General features: G+C 72.6%; 14 protein-coding genes. 3 read left to right on the forward strand and 11 right to left on the reverse strand.

From position 1 onward, the window contains the following. Window positions 1–19: 19 nt before the first annotated feature. Together PWG71_RS20285 and PWG71_RS20290 are read right to left on the reverse strand one after the other, a co-directional pair. Window positions 20–1,756, reverse strand: a complete 1,737-nt coding sequence (locus PWG71_RS20285) for a solute symporter family protein (protein ID WP_446725064.1) — start codon at window positions 1,754–1,756, stop codon at window positions 20–22. Between the two features lie 26 nt (window positions 1,757–1,782). Next, on the reverse strand, window positions 1,783–2,244 hold the full coding sequence (locus PWG71_RS20290) for a DUF485 domain-containing protein (RefSeq protein ID WP_274811496.1): 462 nt from the start codon (window positions 2,242–2,244) through the stop codon (window positions 1,783–1,785). A 493-nt stretch (window positions 2,245–2,737) separates the two neighbouring features. Between PWG71_RS20290 and PWG71_RS20295 the strand changes: the two genes are divergently transcribed. Continuing rightward, window positions 2,738–2,998, forward strand: a complete 261-nt coding sequence (locus PWG71_RS20295; RefSeq protein WP_274811497.1) for a hypothetical protein — start codon at window positions 2,738–2,740, stop codon at window positions 2,996–2,998. Between the two features lie 193 nt (window positions 2,999–3,191). Here PWG71_RS20295 and PWG71_RS20300 read toward each other — a convergent pair whose 3' ends face one another. The 6 genes from PWG71_RS20300 to hutH all read right to left on the reverse strand — a co-directional run bounded on the left by PWG71_RS20300 (window position 3,192) and on the right by hutH (window position 11,674). Beyond that, a complete protein-coding gene (locus PWG71_RS20300; protein WP_274811498.1) occupies window positions 3,192–4,286 on the reverse strand; it encodes a GNAT family N-acetyltransferase in 1,095 nt (364 codons plus the stop codon). A gap of 351 nt (window positions 4,287–4,637) precedes the next feature. Continuing rightward, complete coding sequence (hutI, locus tag PWG71_RS20305; protein ID WP_274811499.1) at window positions 4,638–5,843, reverse strand: imidazolonepropionase; 1,206 nt, start codon at window positions 5,841–5,843, stop codon at window positions 4,638–4,640. Further along, window positions 5,840–7,192, reverse strand: coding sequence for a formimidoylglutamate deiminase (locus PWG71_RS20310; RefSeq protein WP_274811500.1), 1,353 nt, complete (start codon window positions 7,190–7,192; stop codon window positions 5,840–5,842). The genes hutI and PWG71_RS20310 overlap by 4 nt, the downstream gene beginning before the upstream one ends. Next, entirely contained in the window at window positions 7,189–8,394 is a 1,206-nt protein-coding gene (locus PWG71_RS20315; protein ID WP_274811535.1) for an allantoate amidohydrolase, read from the reverse strand. The genes PWG71_RS20310 and PWG71_RS20315 overlap by 4 nt, the downstream gene beginning before the upstream one ends. 51 nt (window positions 8,395–8,445) lie before the next feature. After that, window positions 8,446–10,104: a urocanate hydratase gene (gene hutU / locus PWG71_RS20320; RefSeq protein ID WP_274811501.1), complete on the reverse strand. Its 1,659-nt coding sequence runs from the start codon at window positions 10,102–10,104 to the stop codon at window positions 8,446–8,448. 22 nt (window positions 10,105–10,126) lie between these two features. Then, entirely contained in the window at window positions 10,127–11,674 is a 1,548-nt protein-coding gene (hutH, locus tag PWG71_RS20325) for a histidine ammonia-lyase (protein WP_274811502.1), read from the reverse strand. Between the two features lie 368 nt (window positions 11,675–12,042). Between hutH and PWG71_RS20330 the strand changes: the two genes are divergently transcribed. Then, window positions 12,043–12,801 (forward strand): IclR family transcriptional regulator, encoded by a 759-nt coding sequence (locus PWG71_RS20330; protein WP_274811503.1) that lies wholly within the window; start codon window positions 12,043–12,045, stop codon window positions 12,799–12,801. Window positions 12,802–12,810: 9 nt separating this feature from the next. Here the strand turns inward: PWG71_RS20330 and PWG71_RS20335 are convergent, their stop codons facing one another. Then, window positions 12,811–13,494 (reverse strand): hypothetical protein, encoded by a 684-nt coding sequence (locus tag PWG71_RS20335; protein WP_274811504.1) that lies wholly within the window; start codon window positions 13,492–13,494, stop codon window positions 12,811–12,813. 136 nt (window positions 13,495–13,630) lie between these two features. Between PWG71_RS20335 and PWG71_RS20340 the strand changes: the two genes are divergently transcribed. After that, window positions 13,631–13,903 (forward strand): hypothetical protein, encoded by a 273-nt coding sequence (locus tag PWG71_RS20340; protein WP_274811505.1) that lies wholly within the window; start codon window positions 13,631–13,633, stop codon window positions 13,901–13,903. A 267-nt stretch (window positions 13,904–14,170) separates the two neighbouring features. Here the strand turns inward: PWG71_RS20340 and PWG71_RS20345 are convergent, their stop codons facing one another. After that, window positions 14,171–14,542, reverse strand: coding sequence for an RNA polymerase-binding protein RbpA (locus tag PWG71_RS20345; protein WP_274811506.1), 372 nt, complete (start codon window positions 14,540–14,542; stop codon window positions 14,171–14,173). Window positions 14,543–14,623: 81 nt separating this feature from the next. Continuing rightward, window positions 14,624–14,860 (reverse strand): preprotein translocase subunit SecG, encoded by a 237-nt coding sequence (secG, locus tag PWG71_RS20350; protein ID WP_274811507.1) that lies wholly within the window; start codon window positions 14,858–14,860, stop codon window positions 14,624–14,626. Window positions 14,861–15,183: the final 323 nt, after the last annotated feature.

A 15,183-nucleotide genomic window follows, 5' to 3' on the forward strand; every position in this document is an offset into this window, starting at 1 on the left:
GCTGCCCCTCCCTCACCCGTCAGTCCCGGTCGGCACCCCATCCGGTGAGGGAGCGCACCCGCAGCTCGGTGAACCGGGCGCTGTTGCGCTCGGGGGAGAGCAGGCTGCCCACCACCGCGCAGGCGAAACCGAGGGGCACCGCGACCAGTGCCGGGTTCTCCATGGGGAAGAACCCGATATCGATCCACGGCGGCAGCACCGACAGGTTCTCTCCGGTGACCGGGTCGGTCTTGCCCGACATCACCGGTGAGAACAGCATGAGCAGGAGCGTCGCCGACAGCCCGCCGTAGATGCCCCACTCGACGCCCTTGGTGTTGAACCGGCGCCAGAACATGGTGAGCACGATGACCGGGAGGTTCGCGGCGGCGGCGATGGCGAAGGCCAGTCCCACCAGGAACGCCACGTTCTGTTCCTGGGCCTGTACGGCCAGCACGATGGCGACCGCGCCGATGAGACAGGCCGAGAAGCGGGCCACCCCCATCTCCTGCGACTCGCGCGGCCTGCCCCACATGAGGATGTGGCCGAACAGGTCGTGGGCGATGGAGGAGGACGAGGCCAGGGTGAGGCTGGCGATGACCGCCAGGATCGTGGCCAGCGCCACCGCCGAGATCAACGCCAACAGGACGGCGGCGCCCACCGGGCCGGCGGTGAGCCGGCCCAGCTCCTCGGCGAGCATCGGCACGGCGCTGTTGCCGGAGGGGTCCAGGGCCATGATGCGTTCGGAGCCCACCAGGGCGGCCGCGCCGAAGCCCAGGGCGAGCGTCATCAGGTAGAAGGCCCCGACCATGACGATGGTGCGGTTCACCGAGGAGCGCGCCGAACGCCCGTCGGGCACCGTGTAGAAGCGGATGAGGATGTGCGGCAGGGCGACCGTGCCCAGCACCAGCGCCAGGCCCAGGCTGATGAGGTCGAGCTTGTTGAACAGGGTGGTGGTGGGCTCCCCCGGCACCTCCACCCCGAAGCGCAGTCCCGGCTCCAGGAACGCCGTCCCGTGGCCGCTGGCCTCGGCCGCGGCCCCGAGCAGGGCCCGCGGATCGAACGAGAACATCGCCAGGACCAGGACGGTGAGCATCCCGGTGGCGGCGAGCAGCACGATCGCCTTGATGATCTGCAACCAGGTGGCGGCCTTCATCCCGCCGTACATGACGTAGACGATCATCAGCACGCCCACCAGCACGATGGCGCCGGTGCGGGCCTGGGAGGCGCTCATGCCCAGGAAGGTGCCGCCGTCGTGCAGCCCCAGCAGGACCGAGACCAGGGCGCCCGCCCCGACCATCTGGGCGACCAGGTAGAACACGCACACGGTGACCGTGGAGATCGTGCAGGCCAGGCGCACCCGCATCCGGCGCATGCGGAAGGCCGGCAGGTCGGCCATGGTGAACCGGCCGGTGTTGCGCATCAGCTGGGCCATGGGCAGCACCAGCAGCCAGGCCACCAGGAAGCCGATGGAGTACAGGAACCCGTCGTAGCCCTGGAGGGCGATCATGCCGGCGATGCCCAGGAACGAGGCGGCGGACAGGTAGTCACCGGTCAGGGCGAGGCCGTTCTGGGTACTGGAGAACCCGCGCCCGCCCGCGTAGAAGTCGACGGCGCCCTTGGTGGTGTGCCGGGCCCGAATGGTGATGGCCAGGGTGACCAGGACGAACAGCGCGCACAGGCCGATGGTCCAGGCGTGCGCGGGACCGAACCGCCCGTCCAGGGCGGTGGGTTCGGCGAGGAGGTGGACGATGCCGTCCCCCGTGACGGCACCGTCCACACCCGCCCTCGAAAGCGATCCGACGATCATCGGGACACCGCCGGACCGTCCACGCCGGGCCGCGGCGACCGGGCGCCCCCGTCGGCCTGGTCGCGGATCTGCGCGGCCAGGGGGTCGATCGCACGCGCGGAGAAACGGCCGAACGCCCAGGCGAGCACGAAGGTGAGCAGGAACTGCCCTATTCCCAGGAGCAGGGCGACATTGATGGAATCGGCGATCTGCACGCTCATGAAATCGCGCGCGTACGCCGACAACAACAGATAGGCCATGTAACTACCGAGGAAGGCGACGACCAAGGCGCCGGCCTGGAACGCGAATCTCCTTCGTAGTTTCACGAAGCGGGGATCGACGGACACACGTTCGCAGGCGTGGGCGATATCCGCCTGCTCACGCCGCCGCGCCGCCGCCGACCTGGCCGGTCGCGCGCCGGACTCCTCCTCGGCCTCCGGTGCGCGCCTTCTGTAGACACCCTCCATGTAATCGACCACGAGCCTCCCCCTGTTCCCCTTCCCCCGGACATCGCTCCCCCGCGATCCCCATCACCGACCGGCGCGCCGACCACGGCGGGCGGCTCCCGTCCCCCTTCGCCGCGCCGCGAGCGCCCCCCTTTCCGGGCGGTACTGGCAATACCCTAGCCACGCCGTTCGCTGCTCGTTCACCAAATGCACAAATCGACTGGAGGAAATCATGGCGTCCCGTTCCGAGAACGGACGAAGAATAAGTGACAATGACAGTCGGTGCGATATCACCGCGCATCGCGCGATCCGGATCACAGCGACGCCACCGAACCGGAGAAGGCCTGCTCACCGGGGGCGCGCGCGAGCGGGCGGGCCGCACTCGTCCCCGGTCTTCGCTAGGCTTCGGGGCGACCCCGAACCCCGTGCACGGCGAACCCGGCGCACATTCGGCCGTTTCGTTCGTACAGGTGTATGATTAAGGGGTCCAGCACTGTTCACGCGATACCGAAGGGAAATCCCCGCCGTGGTCACCGAGGTCTTCACGCGCAAGTACTGCGATCCCCACGCCGTTCGCGAGGAGAAGGTCGAGGCGACTGAGGTCATCCAGTTCGCCTGGGAGGGCACCGTCCGCGAGGTCGACGCCTGCACCGACTGCTTCAAGGAGCACGAGGTCCGGTTCGAACCGCTCGTGGACTACTCGCGTCCGGTGAAGAAGCAGCGCCGTGTCACGAAGAAGGCCGCCTCCGACGCGGCCGACGGCGCGACCACCGAGGACGACGAGTAACACCCACCGCCCGGCCGATCGGCGCTTCCGCGCACCGATGACCGGCCGCGCACCCGAGCACTCCTCCCCGAGGGGCGAGGGCTCCCGTGCCCCAGGAGACGGCCTCGACGCGTCGAGCACGAGCGGGGGTCGGCGACACCCCCAGTGACCGCCGACCCCCGCGTCCTCGCGCGGCCCTCGGGCCGCGCCGGGTTCAACCCCGGCCCATCAGCCGGGCCAACTGCCCGACACGGCCCGGCTCACCGGCCGGCCCGTTCTGCACGGCCTCGGCCACCGGCAGCCGGGCGTGCACGTACGAACCCTCCTGCGTCCGCACCGCGGCCCCGAAGCGTCGCATGATCCGCAGCATCGCGGTGTTGGACAACGTCGTCTCCGCCCGCACCTCGGCCAGGCCCCAGTCGGCGGCGATGACCGTCAGCGCACGGGTCAACGCGGTACCCACACCGCGGCCCTGCCACCCGTCCTCCACCAGGAACGCGATCTCACCGACCCCCGGATCCAGGGTGTACATCAGATGCGCCAGGGCCACCGGGTGCTCCTCGCCCTGCGTCCGCACCGCCAGCGTCAGTCCGCGATCGGGATCGCAGAACACCCGCAGCATCTGCGGAGTCGGTTCGCGCATGCCCGCCAGATAACGTCCCCGCACCGTCTCCGGGGAGCACCGCCGGTGCAGGTCCACCACGGCGGGGGCGTCCGTCTCGCGCACCTGGCGCAGCGACAGCGCCGTCCCCTCGTTCGTGCGGATGGTCCGATCGGTGGGCACCGGGCCCGTCGAGGGCATCACCGACCGCACCAGGGCGTCCGCCCGGCTGGACTCGGTCCAGGTGAAGGGGTGGGAGGCCCGGCGCACCAGCACCCCGCGCAACGGACCCACCGGCACCAGCATGGCGGTGCCCGGCTCCGACTCGTCCACGCCCTCGGCCCGGGTCAGGTTGGTCCAGTGCGCCTCGTCCGCCATCAACAACTCGGCCAGCGCGGCGGGCAGACGATTGGGGTGGGAGCGCAACCGCGCGGTGAGCAACAGGGCCCGCGTGACGTCGTCGCCCACCTCGCGCCGGTGGGCGGGGACCGCCGTGACCGTCCCGGCGGGGCAGTGTTCTTGGAGCGCGCGCAGGGCGGCGCCGTGATCGTCGGGGATGTCCACCACGAACTCGTCCACCACACCCGTCACATCGGTGTGGATGGACAGCCCCACGATGTTCCCTCCCCGTCCGGCGAGGGCGTCGACGAGTCCGGCCAGACCGCCGGGGCGATCCTCGACCGCGGTCCTGATGCGCCACAGGCCCACTGTGCCCCCCTGGAGAGAAGATGTTCCCGCCGCCGCGGGACGACGCTGTCACCACGGCGGCGGGACGCGCACCGACGTGTCTCCACACTGAGGGGTCGAGGTTTCCGGCGCGTTATGCGCCTGTTGAGTTCTCCGTTCCCCTTCCCGTTCCCGTTCGCTCCGGCCCGCCCGCCGCCGACGGCCCACGGCGGACGACCCGACGTTCACCCCACCGGGCTCCGGAACCCCAGGGGCGCACCGTGCCCTCCCGGCCCTTCGCCTCGGGCCGCGCGGGGCACCCGGGGCACGGGACCTCCGATCGCCACGCGGCCCCCCACGTCCGCTCCGCCGGCCCCGTGCGCCGTTCGCCGGTCAAGGACGGCCGTGCGCCAGGACTCCGTCCTTCCACACCGCCGCGACCTGCGGGACACCGGGCCGGTAGGCCAGGTAGAGGTGGTTGGGCGCGTTCAGCAGGACCAGATCGGCGTGGGCGCCCGGGGACAGCCGGCCCACGTCGGTGCGGCGCAGCGCCAGCGCGCCGCCGGCCGTGGCCGCCCACACCGCCTCGTCGGGGGTCATCCCCATGTCGCGCACCGCGACCGCGATGCAAAAGGCCAGACTCGACGTGAAGCACGACCCCGGATTGCAGTCACTGGCCAGCGCCACGATCGCGCCCGCGTCGATGAGCGCGCGGGCGTCCGGGTAGCTCTGCCGAGTGGAGAAGTCCACACCGGGCAGCAGGGTCGCCACCGTCGGCTCGGTACGCTTCGCCGCCTGCGCCAAGGCGTCGACGTCGGCCGCCGACAGGTAGGTGCAGTGGTCCACCGACGCCGCGCCCACCTCCACCGCCAACCGCACGCCCGGCCCCTCACCCAGCTGGTTGCCGTGCACCCGGGGCAGCAGGCCGCGGGCCATGCCCGCCGTCAGGACCCGACGCGAGGCCTCCTCGTCGAAGGCGCCGCGTTCGCAGAACACGTCGATCCACCGCGCGCGCGGGGCGCACGCGTCCAGCATCGGACCGGTGACCAGGTCCACGTACCCCTGCGGGTCGTCGGCGTACTCGGGGGCCACCACGTGCGCCCCCAGGAAGGTGACCTCGTCGGTCACCCGTCCGGCCACCGCCAGGGCACGCTCCTCGTCGGCCACGGTCAGCCCGTACCCCGACTTGACCTCCAGGGTGGTCGTTCCCTGGGCTCGCGCCTCGGCCACGAACCCCCGCGCGCCCGCCAGCAGCTCGGCGTCGCTCGCCGCCCGGGTGGCCGCCACCGTGGTGCGGATCCCCCCGGCCGAATAGGGGCGTCCGCTCATCCGGGCGGCGAACTCCCGGCTGCGGTCCCCGGCGAACACGATGTGGGAGTGGGAGTCCACGAACCCCGGGATGACGCACCGGCCGGCGGCGTCCACCCGCGCGTCGGCGGCCGGGGCGTGGGCGCGCGGCCCCGCCCACGCCACCGCGCCGCCCTCGATCACCAGGGCGGCGTCCTCGACCGTGCCGACCCGCCCCTCCCCCAGGCCCGGGTCGTTGGTGACCAGGGTGGCGATGTCGTCGATGAGGATGCTCTCGGGCACATCGGTCATGTCGCGATCTCCTTGATCACCGTGTCGAGGTCGTGGGCGAGGTCGGGCCGACGGGTGTGGACGCCGTCGCGGACGATCCAGCGGCCGTCGGCCATCACGTGCCGCACGTCGGAGGCGTCGGCGGCGAAGACCACCGCGTCCACGGCCCGGTCCGGGTCCGCGCCCGCCAGCCGCACCCCCTCCAAGGGGACGTTGACCAGGTCGGCGCGGGCCCCGGGGCGCAGCGCGCCCGCGTCGTCCCACCCCAGGGAGGCGTGGGCGGTGGCGGCGCGCATCAGGTCGCCCGAGCCCAGGGTGCCGCGCCGGTGGGTGCGCAACCGCTCGTGCAGCTCCACCGCGCGCGCCTCCTCGAACAGGTCGATCCGCGCGTGCTGGTCACTGCCCAGGCTCAACCGGTCCGTGTCCAGGTCCCCGGTGCGGGGCAACCCGTCGGCCAGGTCCCGTTCGGTGGTCGGGCACAGGCACACCGTGGAGCGCGAGGCGCGGATCGCGGCGACGTCGGCGTCGGTGAGGTGGGTGGCGTGCACCAGACTGGTGCGCTCCCCCAGCACCCCGGCGTCGGCGAGCACCGCGATGGGGGTGCGCCCGTGGGCGGCCAGACAGACCGCGTTCTCGGCGGGCTGCTCCGACACGTGGACGTGCAGGGGGCCGCCCAGCCCGTCGGCCACCGCCGCCACCCCGGGCAGCGCGTCGACGGGAACGGCGCGCACCGAGTGGGCGGCCACGCCCAGGCGCGCGTGCCCGGGGAGCGGCCCGAACCCGGCGACCCGCTCGGCCCATCCGGCGACGTCGCCGTCCCCGAACCGCACCTGGGGCCCGGTCAGGGGCCGGTGGGTGCCGTCCGGTTCCAGTCCGCCCGCCAGGTAGCACACGTCGAGCAACGTCACCCGCAGCCCGGCGTCGGCGGCCGCGCCGAGCAGGGCCCGCCCCATCTCGTTGGGATCGGCGTAGCGGACCCCGCCGGGGGCGTGGTGCAGGTAGTGGAACTCCCCGACGCACGTCACCCCGGCCAGGGCCATCTCGGCGTAGACCGCGCGGGCCAGCCGCAGGTAGGTGTCGGGATCGAGTCGGTCGGCGACCCGGTACATCACCTCGCGCCAGGTCCAGAACGAACCGCCGTCGGAGTGGGTGCGCCCGCGCAGCGCCCGGTGGAAGGCGTGCGAGTGCGCGTCGGCCAGCCCCGGCAGGGTGACCCCGGTGAGCGTCTCGGCGTCGGCGGGCGGCTCGACCCCGGCGACGACCGACGCGAACCCGCCGTCGACGATCTCCAACAGGACCCCGTGTTCGGGGGCGCCGTCGGCGGACCCGGTCCAGGCCAGCTCGCACCACAGCCGGATCGGGGCGCTCATCGCGCCCCCTCCCCGGTGAGCAGGTCCGTCAGGACGTCGGCCAGCGCGATGACCCCGGCGTGGCAGTCGTCCGGGCGCGCCCACTCGTGCGGGGAGTGCGAGACCCCGGTGGGGTTGCGCACGTACAGCATCGCCGTGGGCACGTGGGCGGCGAGCACCCCGGCGTCGTGCCCGGCGCCGGTGGGCAGCACCGGCACCGCCGGGCCCCGGCCGGCGATCACCGCGCCGAGCCGGTCGCGCAGCGCCTCGGCGAACCCCACCAGCGGGGTCCGGGACTCGGTGACCATCTCCACGCCCACACCGTGTTCTCGGGCGGCCCGCTCGGCGGCCCCGCGCACCTGGGCCACCACCGCCTCCAGCGCCGTCTCGTCGGCGGCCCGCGCGTCCAACCAGGCCCTGACCAGTGACGGGATCGCGTTGGTGCCGTTGGGCGTGACGAGGGTCTTGGCGACGGTGGCGCGGGCGTCGTGCGCCACCGCCGCCTCCCGGGCGGCCAGGACGGTGTGCGCGAACGGCAGCATGGGGTCGTCGCGGTCCACCAGGCGGGTGGTCCCGGCGTGGTCGGCACGGCCGGTGAAGTCGATCCGCCACCGGCCGTGCGGCCAGATGGTGGAGGCCACGGCCACCGCGTGCGGGGTGTCCTCCAGGGCGCGCCCCTGTTCCACGTGCAGCTCGACGAACACGTCGAGCAGCCCCAGGGTGTCGGGGTCGGCGCCGATGCCCTCCGGGTCCAGCCCCGCCCCTTCCATCGCTTTCGCCCAGGTCAGGCCGTCCGCGTCGGTGAGGGAGCGGGCCCGCTCCGGAGAGATCCCCCCGGTGGCGAGCCTGCTGCCCAGACAGGGGACACCGAATCGGCCGCCCTCCTCCTCGACGAACACCACCACGGCCAACGGCCGCGCGGGACGCACCCCGCGCCGCCGCAGCTCGTCCACCGCGGCCAGCGCGCTCACCACCCCGAGCGGACCGTCGAAGGGCCCTCCCGAGGGCACCGAGTCCAGGTGCGAGCCGGTGGCGACGGCCCCCGGTCCGGGTCCGCCCCACCAGGCCCACAGGTTGCCGTTGCGGTCGGTCCGCACCTCCAGCCCGCGGGCCTTCGCCTCCTGGACGAACCAGGCGCGGGCGTCGGTGTCGGCGCCCGCCCAGCTGAACCGGTGGTAGCCGCCGTCGGTGTCCCGGCCCACCGGGGCCAGGTCCGCCCACATCCGGTCGAACGCCCCCGCGTCGGGGACGGTGCGCTGCTCTCCCACGGGGTGCTACTCCCCCTCGCGCATGGGGACGCGGATGCCGTGCGTCTCGGCGACCCGCTCGGCCTCCTCGTACTCGGCGTCCACGTGGCGGATCACGCCCATGGCGGGGTCGTTGGTGAGCACCCGCTCCAGCTTGGCGGCGGCCAGGTCGGTGCCGTCGGCGACGCTGACCTGCCCGGCGTGGATGGACCGGCCCATGCCCACGCCGCCACCGTGGTGGATGGACACCCAGGAGGCACCCGAAGCGGTGTTGACCAGGGCGTTGAGGAGCGGCCAGTCGGCGATGGCGTCCGACCCGTCCTTCATCCCCTCGGTCTCGCGATAGGGCGAGGCCACCGAGCCCGTGTCCAGGTGGTCGCGGCCGATCGCCAGCGGCGCGGCGAGCTCCCCGGCCGCCACCAGCTCGTTGAACCGCAGGCCGGCGGCGGCCCGCTCACCCTGGCCCAGCCAGCAGATGCGGGCGGGCAGCCCCTGGAACGCCACCCGCTCCCCGGCCATGCGGATCCACCGGGACAGGTGCTCGTTGTCGGGGAACAGGTCCAGGATCGCCCGGTCGGTGCGGGCGATGTCGGCGGGGTCGCCCGACAGCGCCGCCCACCGGAACGGGCCCCTGCCCTCGCAGAACAGCGGCCGGATGTAGGCCGGCACGAACCCGGGGAAGTCGAAGGCCCGGGTGAACCCGCCCTGACGGGCCTCGTCGCGGATCGAGTTGCCGTAGTCGAACACCTCGGCGCCCGCGTCCAGGAATCCGACCATCGCCTCCACGTGCGCGGCCATCGACTCCCGGGCCCGCACCGTGAACTCCTCGGGCTTGGCGGCGGCCAGCCCCTTCCAGTCCTCGAACGCCACCCCGGCGGGCAGGTAGGCCAGCGGGTCGTGGGCGGAGGTCTGGTCGGTGACCACGTCGATGGGTGCGCCGCGCGAGAGCAGTTCGGGGAACACCTCGGCGGCGTTGCCCGGCACCCCGATGGACAGCGGCCGGCGCTCGTCCCGGGCGGCCACGGCCAGTGCCAGCGCGTGGTCCAGGTCGTCGGCGCGCACGTCCAGGTAGCGGTGCTCGATACGGCGGTCGATGCGGCTGGAGTCGCACTCCACCACGATCGCCACGCCGTCGTTCATGGTCACCGCGAGCGGCTGGGCGCCGCCCATGCCGCCCAGTCCGGCGGTCAGGGTGATGGTGCCGGCCAGGGTGCCGTTGAAGCGTTTGGCGGCCACCGCCGCGAACGTCTCATAGGTGCCCTGGAGGATGCCCTGGGTACCGATGTAGATCCACGAACCGGCGGTCATCTGCCCGTACATGGTCAGTCCCTGTGCCTCCAGGCGGCGGAACTCCGGCCAGTTCGCCCAGTCGCCCACCAGGTTGGAGTTGGCGAGGAGCACCCGGGGCGCCCACTCGTGGGTGCGCATGACGCCGACCGGGCGCCCGGACTGCACCAGGAGGGTCTCATCGCCCTCCAGGTCGCGCAGGGAGGCGGTGATGCGGTCGAAGCTGCGCCAGTCGCGGGCGGCCTTGCCGGTGCCGCCGTAGACCACCAGTTCCTCGGGGTGCTCGGCGACCTCGGGGTCGAGGTTGTTGTGGAACATGCGCAGGGCGGCCTCCTGCTGCCAGCCCTTCGTCGACAGGGTGGTGCCGCGGGCGGCGCGGACGGTGCGCGGAACGCTCATGGGGCGGTGTCCTCCTGGGATCTCAGTGCAGCGGGATGACGGACCCGGCGGCGTCGAGGACCGACCCGTCGGTGATGAGCTCGGCGACCCGGGCGATCTCGGGCGCCAGATGGCGGTCGGGGCCGGGACCGGAGACGTGTTCGCGGACCGTGCGCAGGACCGCGCCGGTGGCCGGACCGGGCTCTAGCGGGGAGCGCAGGTCCAGGGCGCGGGCGGCGGTGAGCAGCTCCACCGCGAGCACGGTGGTGAGGCCGTCGACGGCGCGGCGCAGCTTGCGGGCGGCCGACCAGCCCATGGACACGTGGTCCTCCTGCATCGCCGAACTCGGGATGGAGTCGACGCTGGCGGGCACGGCCAGGCGCTTGAGCTCGGAGACGATGGCGGCCTGTGTGTACTGGGCGATCATGTGACCCGAGTCGACGCCGGGGTCGTCGGCCAGGAACGCGGGCAGCCCGTGGGAGCGCGACACGTCGAGCATGCGGTCGGTGCGCCGCTCCGCGATGGAGGCCACGTCGGCGACCGCGATGGCGAGGAAGTCGAGCACGTACGCCACCGGCGCGCCGTGGAAGTTGCCGTTGGACTCCACCCGGCCGTCGTCCAGCACCACCGGGTTGTCGATGACGCTGTCCAGCTCGCGCCCGGCCACGGTCAGCGCGTGATCCAGGGTGTCGCGGGCGGCGCCGGCCACCTGGGGGGCGCAGCGCAACGAGTAGGCGTCCTGGACCCGGTTGCAGTCGGGGCCCCGGTGGGAGGCCACGATCGGGGAGTCGGCCAGCAGCGCGCGCAGGTTGGCGGCGGAGGCCGCCTGCCCGGGATGGGGGCGCAACCGCTGGAGGTCCTCGGCGAACACCCGGTCGGTGCCCAGCAGCGCCTCCACGCTCATCGCCGCGGTGATGTCGGCGACCTTGAGCAGCCGCTCCAGGTCCAGGCAGGCCAGGGCGAGCATGCCGAGCATGCCGTCCGTGCCGTTGATGAGCGCCAGCCCCTCCTTGGCGCCCAGTTCGACGGGGGTGATCCCAGCATCGCGCAGGGCGGTGTAGGCGGGCTTGAGCTCCCCGGCGGCGTCGCGCACCTCCCCCTCGCCCATGAGGGCCAGCGCCACGTGCGACAGCGGCGCCAGGTCACCGGAGCAGCCCAGGCTGCCGTACTCGTGCACGATCGGTGTGATTCCGGCGTTGAGCAGCGCGGCCAGGGTGTCGACGGTGGCGACCTCCACCCCGGTGTTGCCCGAGGCCAGGGTGCGCAGACGCAGCAGCATCAGGGCGCGCACGACCTCGCGCTCCACCTCGGGGCCGGCGCCGGCGGCGTGCGAGCGGATCAGCGACCGCTGCAAACGGGCCCGCAGATCGGGGGCGATGTGTCGGGTGGCCAGCGCGCCGAACCCGGTGCTGACCCCGTAGGCGGGCACTTCTCCCCGGGCCAGGCTCTCGACCCGTTCGCGCCCGTGTCGGACGGCCTTGCGGGTCTCCTCGGTGAGGGTGACGTGGGCACCGTGTCGGGCGACGGCCAGGACCTCGGCCGGGGTGAGCGGGGCACCGCCGACGGGGACGGAAGGAACTCCAGTGGACATGCCCCCATTCGACACCCCGCGCCACCCCCGGTGAAGACCTGACACGGCCGTTGTGTCTGAGATATCGGACAGCCGCCCCGGCCCCGTCCGACCGGCGGACGATCCCCACAGCGCGGTCCCGGTGCCGCCGCGGGTCGAGCGTGCGCAGTGACCGGAGCGCGATCCGACCCTTCGGCGACCGCCGCGTGAGCGGCACCGTCCGACGTCGTTCCGTATCCCCCGGACGCGCTCGGCGGTCGCCCCGGGTACCGGCGTGGTGTCCTCACCGGACGGATGCTCGACCACCGCGCACAGGTCATGGGGGCATGTGCGAGCACACGGGTGCCGAAAGCACGGATACCCGGGTCGGGTCGTGGGACGATCGGGGCATGAGCCTCGTTCCGGCGGCGACGCGCGCGTTGCGGCTGCTCCGTTTCCTGGCGACCCGCTCCGGTCCGGTGTCGGCGTCGGCGATCGCCGCCGAACTGGGCGTCCCCCGGTCCAGCGTCTACCAGCTACTGGAGGCGATGGCCGAGGAGGGGTTCGTGACCCACCTGCCCGAGGAACGCCGGTGGGGACTGGGCGTGGCCGCGTTCGAGATCGGATCGGCCTACCTGCGCCACGACGGCATGGAGCGCCTGGCCCGGCCACTGCTCGGTCGGCTCACCGAGTCCACCGGCGCCACCGCGCACCTGGGCGTCCTGCACGGCGCCGACACCCTCTACCTGCTCAAGGAACAGCCGCCGCACGCTCCCGCGCTGATCACCGGCGTCGGCGTGCGCCTGCCCGCGCACCTGACCGCGTCCGGCCGGGCCATGCTGGCCCTGCTGCCCCGCGCCCAGGTGCGCGCCCTGTACCCCGACGCGGCGGCCTTCACCGACCGCACCGGGCGCGGCCCGGCCACCCCCGCCGAGCTGCGACGGCTGTTGGCCGAGGAAAGCCGTCAGGGATGGTCGATCGAGGAGGGCCAGGTGACGGAGGGGTTCGTGTCGGTGGCCGCGGCGGCCCTGGACCACAACGGCCGTCCGGCGGCGGCGATCAGCCTGACCGTGCCCGGCGCCCGCCCGGTCACCCCGCAGGCGCTGGCCGGGCGGGTGCGCGACGCGGCCGCCGAGCTGACCCGCAGACTCGGCGGCCGCACCTCCTGACGGCGGGTGCTATCCGGCCTTGGGGCGCACCCGCTGGACGATCTCGGGGAAGGGCGCCGTCCGCTCGATCATGCGCAGGATCCTCTCCTTGAGGTCCTCGGGCACCTGCACGTAGAAATGGGTGACCGCGTCCGGGTCCTCCTCCAGCCCCAGTGCGGCGGCGTTCTCGGCCCAGGACGGCAGCTCCGGGTCGGTGCGGTGGGTGTCCAGCGCGAACTCGATGAAGTAGGTGGTCCGGTGCGCCACCACCGTCTCCTCGCGCACCCGCCGGACCTCCGGCCAGGCGATGAAGGTGCCCTCGCCGGGGAACCACCACTTGCGCTCCTGGAGGACCGTGATCCCGTCGCTGTCGGCGCTGATCCCCTGACGGGTGATCCGCTGGGGCAGCCCGCGCAGCACGAACACGTTGCTCACCGGACCGATGAACATCATCGTCAGCGACGCCGAGACCCACAAGGTCACCGAGCCGACCGTGGTCTCCTCGAAGAGCACATGCCAGAAGGTGGACCCCAGCACCACCAGGAACCCGGCGGTGAGGGTCGCCGAGAAATAGGCGACGGCGATCCACATCCGCGCGTTGGGCCCGCGCAGGCTGACGTACCTGCGCAGGTGGGAGACTCCCGTGGGCGGATGGATCAGGTCCGAGGGGACGCCCCGTGTCACGGGGACGTCCGAGGGGTCGGGGGAAGCCATGGATCCATTGTCCCCCTCGCCCACGGTGCTCCATACGCCCGGCACGCCCGAAAAAGGGAGGGTTCCGACGCTTTCACACCGAACGATGCGATGAAATCCCGGGTGGTCACGGAGCCGCCCCGTTAGAGTCCGGACCATGAATTCCAACACGAGACCGGGCGGCAGCGAGTACGACACCGAACTGAGGGTCGGGGACAGGGTCGTCGTCCTGGACGGCATGGCCTACCAGGGGTGCACCGTCCTGGAGGAGGGGCCGGAGATGTTCGAACCCCTGGAACGCTGGGCCAAGGGGGTGGCCGAGACGTTGGGCGAACCGGTGACCTGGCGGGCCACGGACCGCAAGGGCGAACTCGCCGGACGCGGTACCGTCCAGCCCGGACCCGCGGCTCAGAATCTGCGCGCGCTCTGAGCTCCGCACTTGGCGCACTGGAACTTACGGTCGTCGCCGAGGATCCAGTCGTGGTCCCCGCCGGTAGGGCATGCGGACATCGACACCAACTCCTTGGGAGGGGGTTTCCGGGGGTCTGTGCTGCTCACTGTACGTCTCACGCACCACACCGGTCCCGCGAATGAGGAATTTCCTCCCTTCCCTCACCTCTACCCCCACCACGTCCGAAAACCGACGGGGCCCGTCGCACAGGCGACAGGCCCCGAGGCGGGTTTCGAGAGGGGGAGATCAGTTCCGCACGGCCCGCATGTGGGCCTCCACCGCGGCGCGGTCGGCGCGCAGCTTGGCCAGGGCCTCATCCAGGATGAGCTTGCCCTCCTCCTCGCTGCGTCGCTCCTTCACGTACGCCAGGTGGGTCTTGTACGGCTCGGTGCGCGGCGGCGAGGGAGGGTTCGCCTTGTCCTTGCCCGAGGGGAACCCGCAACGGGGGCAGTCCCACTCGTCGGGAACGAGCGCCTCACTGGCGAAACTGGGCACGACCTCGTGCATGTTCGCACAGTAGAACGGGACCCGGACGCGGGGGGCGGCCTCGCCCCGCTCAGCCTCGCCCATGGGACCGGCTCCGACCCGGCTGCCACGGATGGCACTGCCACTACCCACGAAAAACTCCTTCGGCGAACACGCTCACCGGAACTGATGGCGAGCTTGACTGTGGAGGGTGAGCCCCCGCCGGGTGGCGGGTCACATCCCCCGGTTGATCAGCAGGCCGAGGACGACGATGGCGATGATCCACACGATCCCGATGACGACGGTCATACGGTCGAGGTTGCGTTCGACCACCGACGATCCCCCGAGCGAGGACGTGACGCCACCGCCGAACATGTCGGAGAGGCCACCGCCCTTGCCCTTGTGCATGAGCACCAGGAGGATCAGCAGCACGCTGAGAAGCATCACGAAGATGGACAGACCGAGGATCACACGCTCACCCGTAGCTCGACCCCGCAGCGGGGGGATGGACACCTCGATCCCTCGCTGCCCTTCCGTCCCGTCGGAACCATCACGGTGCCGGCCAGGTTCGGGGGAGGAGGAGATCGGGGACGATTTCGGATTTTACCGTGCCTTGAGCGACACGGGTGGGGAAACCGCGAGGCACGCAAGAACCCCACAGCGAAGTGTAGCCCGACCAGGGGACCCGTCGGGCGCCCCGCCCGTCACCATTGGGCAACGGAGCGCGACGGCCGCGCCGTTTCCGCGTCCGCGCTCCGCGTCGGTCCACGTGAGGGCGCCCGGAGGGGCGGGCG

Origin of the sequence: Nocardiopsis sp. N85 (assembly GCF_028882275.1) — a bacterium.
In the GTDB taxonomy this organism is placed as follows: Bacteria; Actinomycetota; Actinomycetes; order Streptosporangiales; family Streptosporangiaceae; genus Nocardiopsis; species Nocardiopsis lambiniae.

Coding starts and splice junctions, on each gene's coding strand:
- hutI (WP_274811499.1), bottom strand. CDS start 5,843: ATGACCGATGTGCCCGAGAGCATCCTCATCGACGACATCGCCACCCTG.
- PWG71_RS20310 (WP_274811500.1), bottom strand. CDS start 7,192: ATGAGCGCCCCGATCCGGCTGTGGTGCGAGCTGGCCTGGACCGGGTCC.
- PWG71_RS20315 (WP_274811535.1), bottom strand. CDS start 8,394: ATGTGGGCGGACCTGGCCCCGGTGGGCCGGGACACCGACGGCGGCTAC.
- hutU (WP_274811501.1), bottom strand. CDS start 10,104: ATGAGCGTTCCGCGCACCGTCCGCGCCGCCCGCGGCACCACCCTGTCG.
- hutH (WP_274811502.1), bottom strand. CDS start 11,674: ATGTCCACTGGAGTTCCTTCCGTCCCCGTCGGCGGTGCCCCGCTCACC.
- PWG71_RS20330 (WP_274811503.1), top strand. CDS start 12,043: ATGAGCCTCGTTCCGGCGGCGACGCGCGCGTTGCGGCTGCTCCGTTTC.
- PWG71_RS20335 (WP_274811504.1), bottom strand. CDS start 13,494: ATGGCTTCCCCCGACCCCTCGGACGTCCCCGTGACACGGGGCGTCCCC.
- PWG71_RS20340 (WP_274811505.1), top strand. CDS start 13,631: ATGAATTCCAACACGAGACCGGGCGGCAGCGAGTACGACACCGAACTG.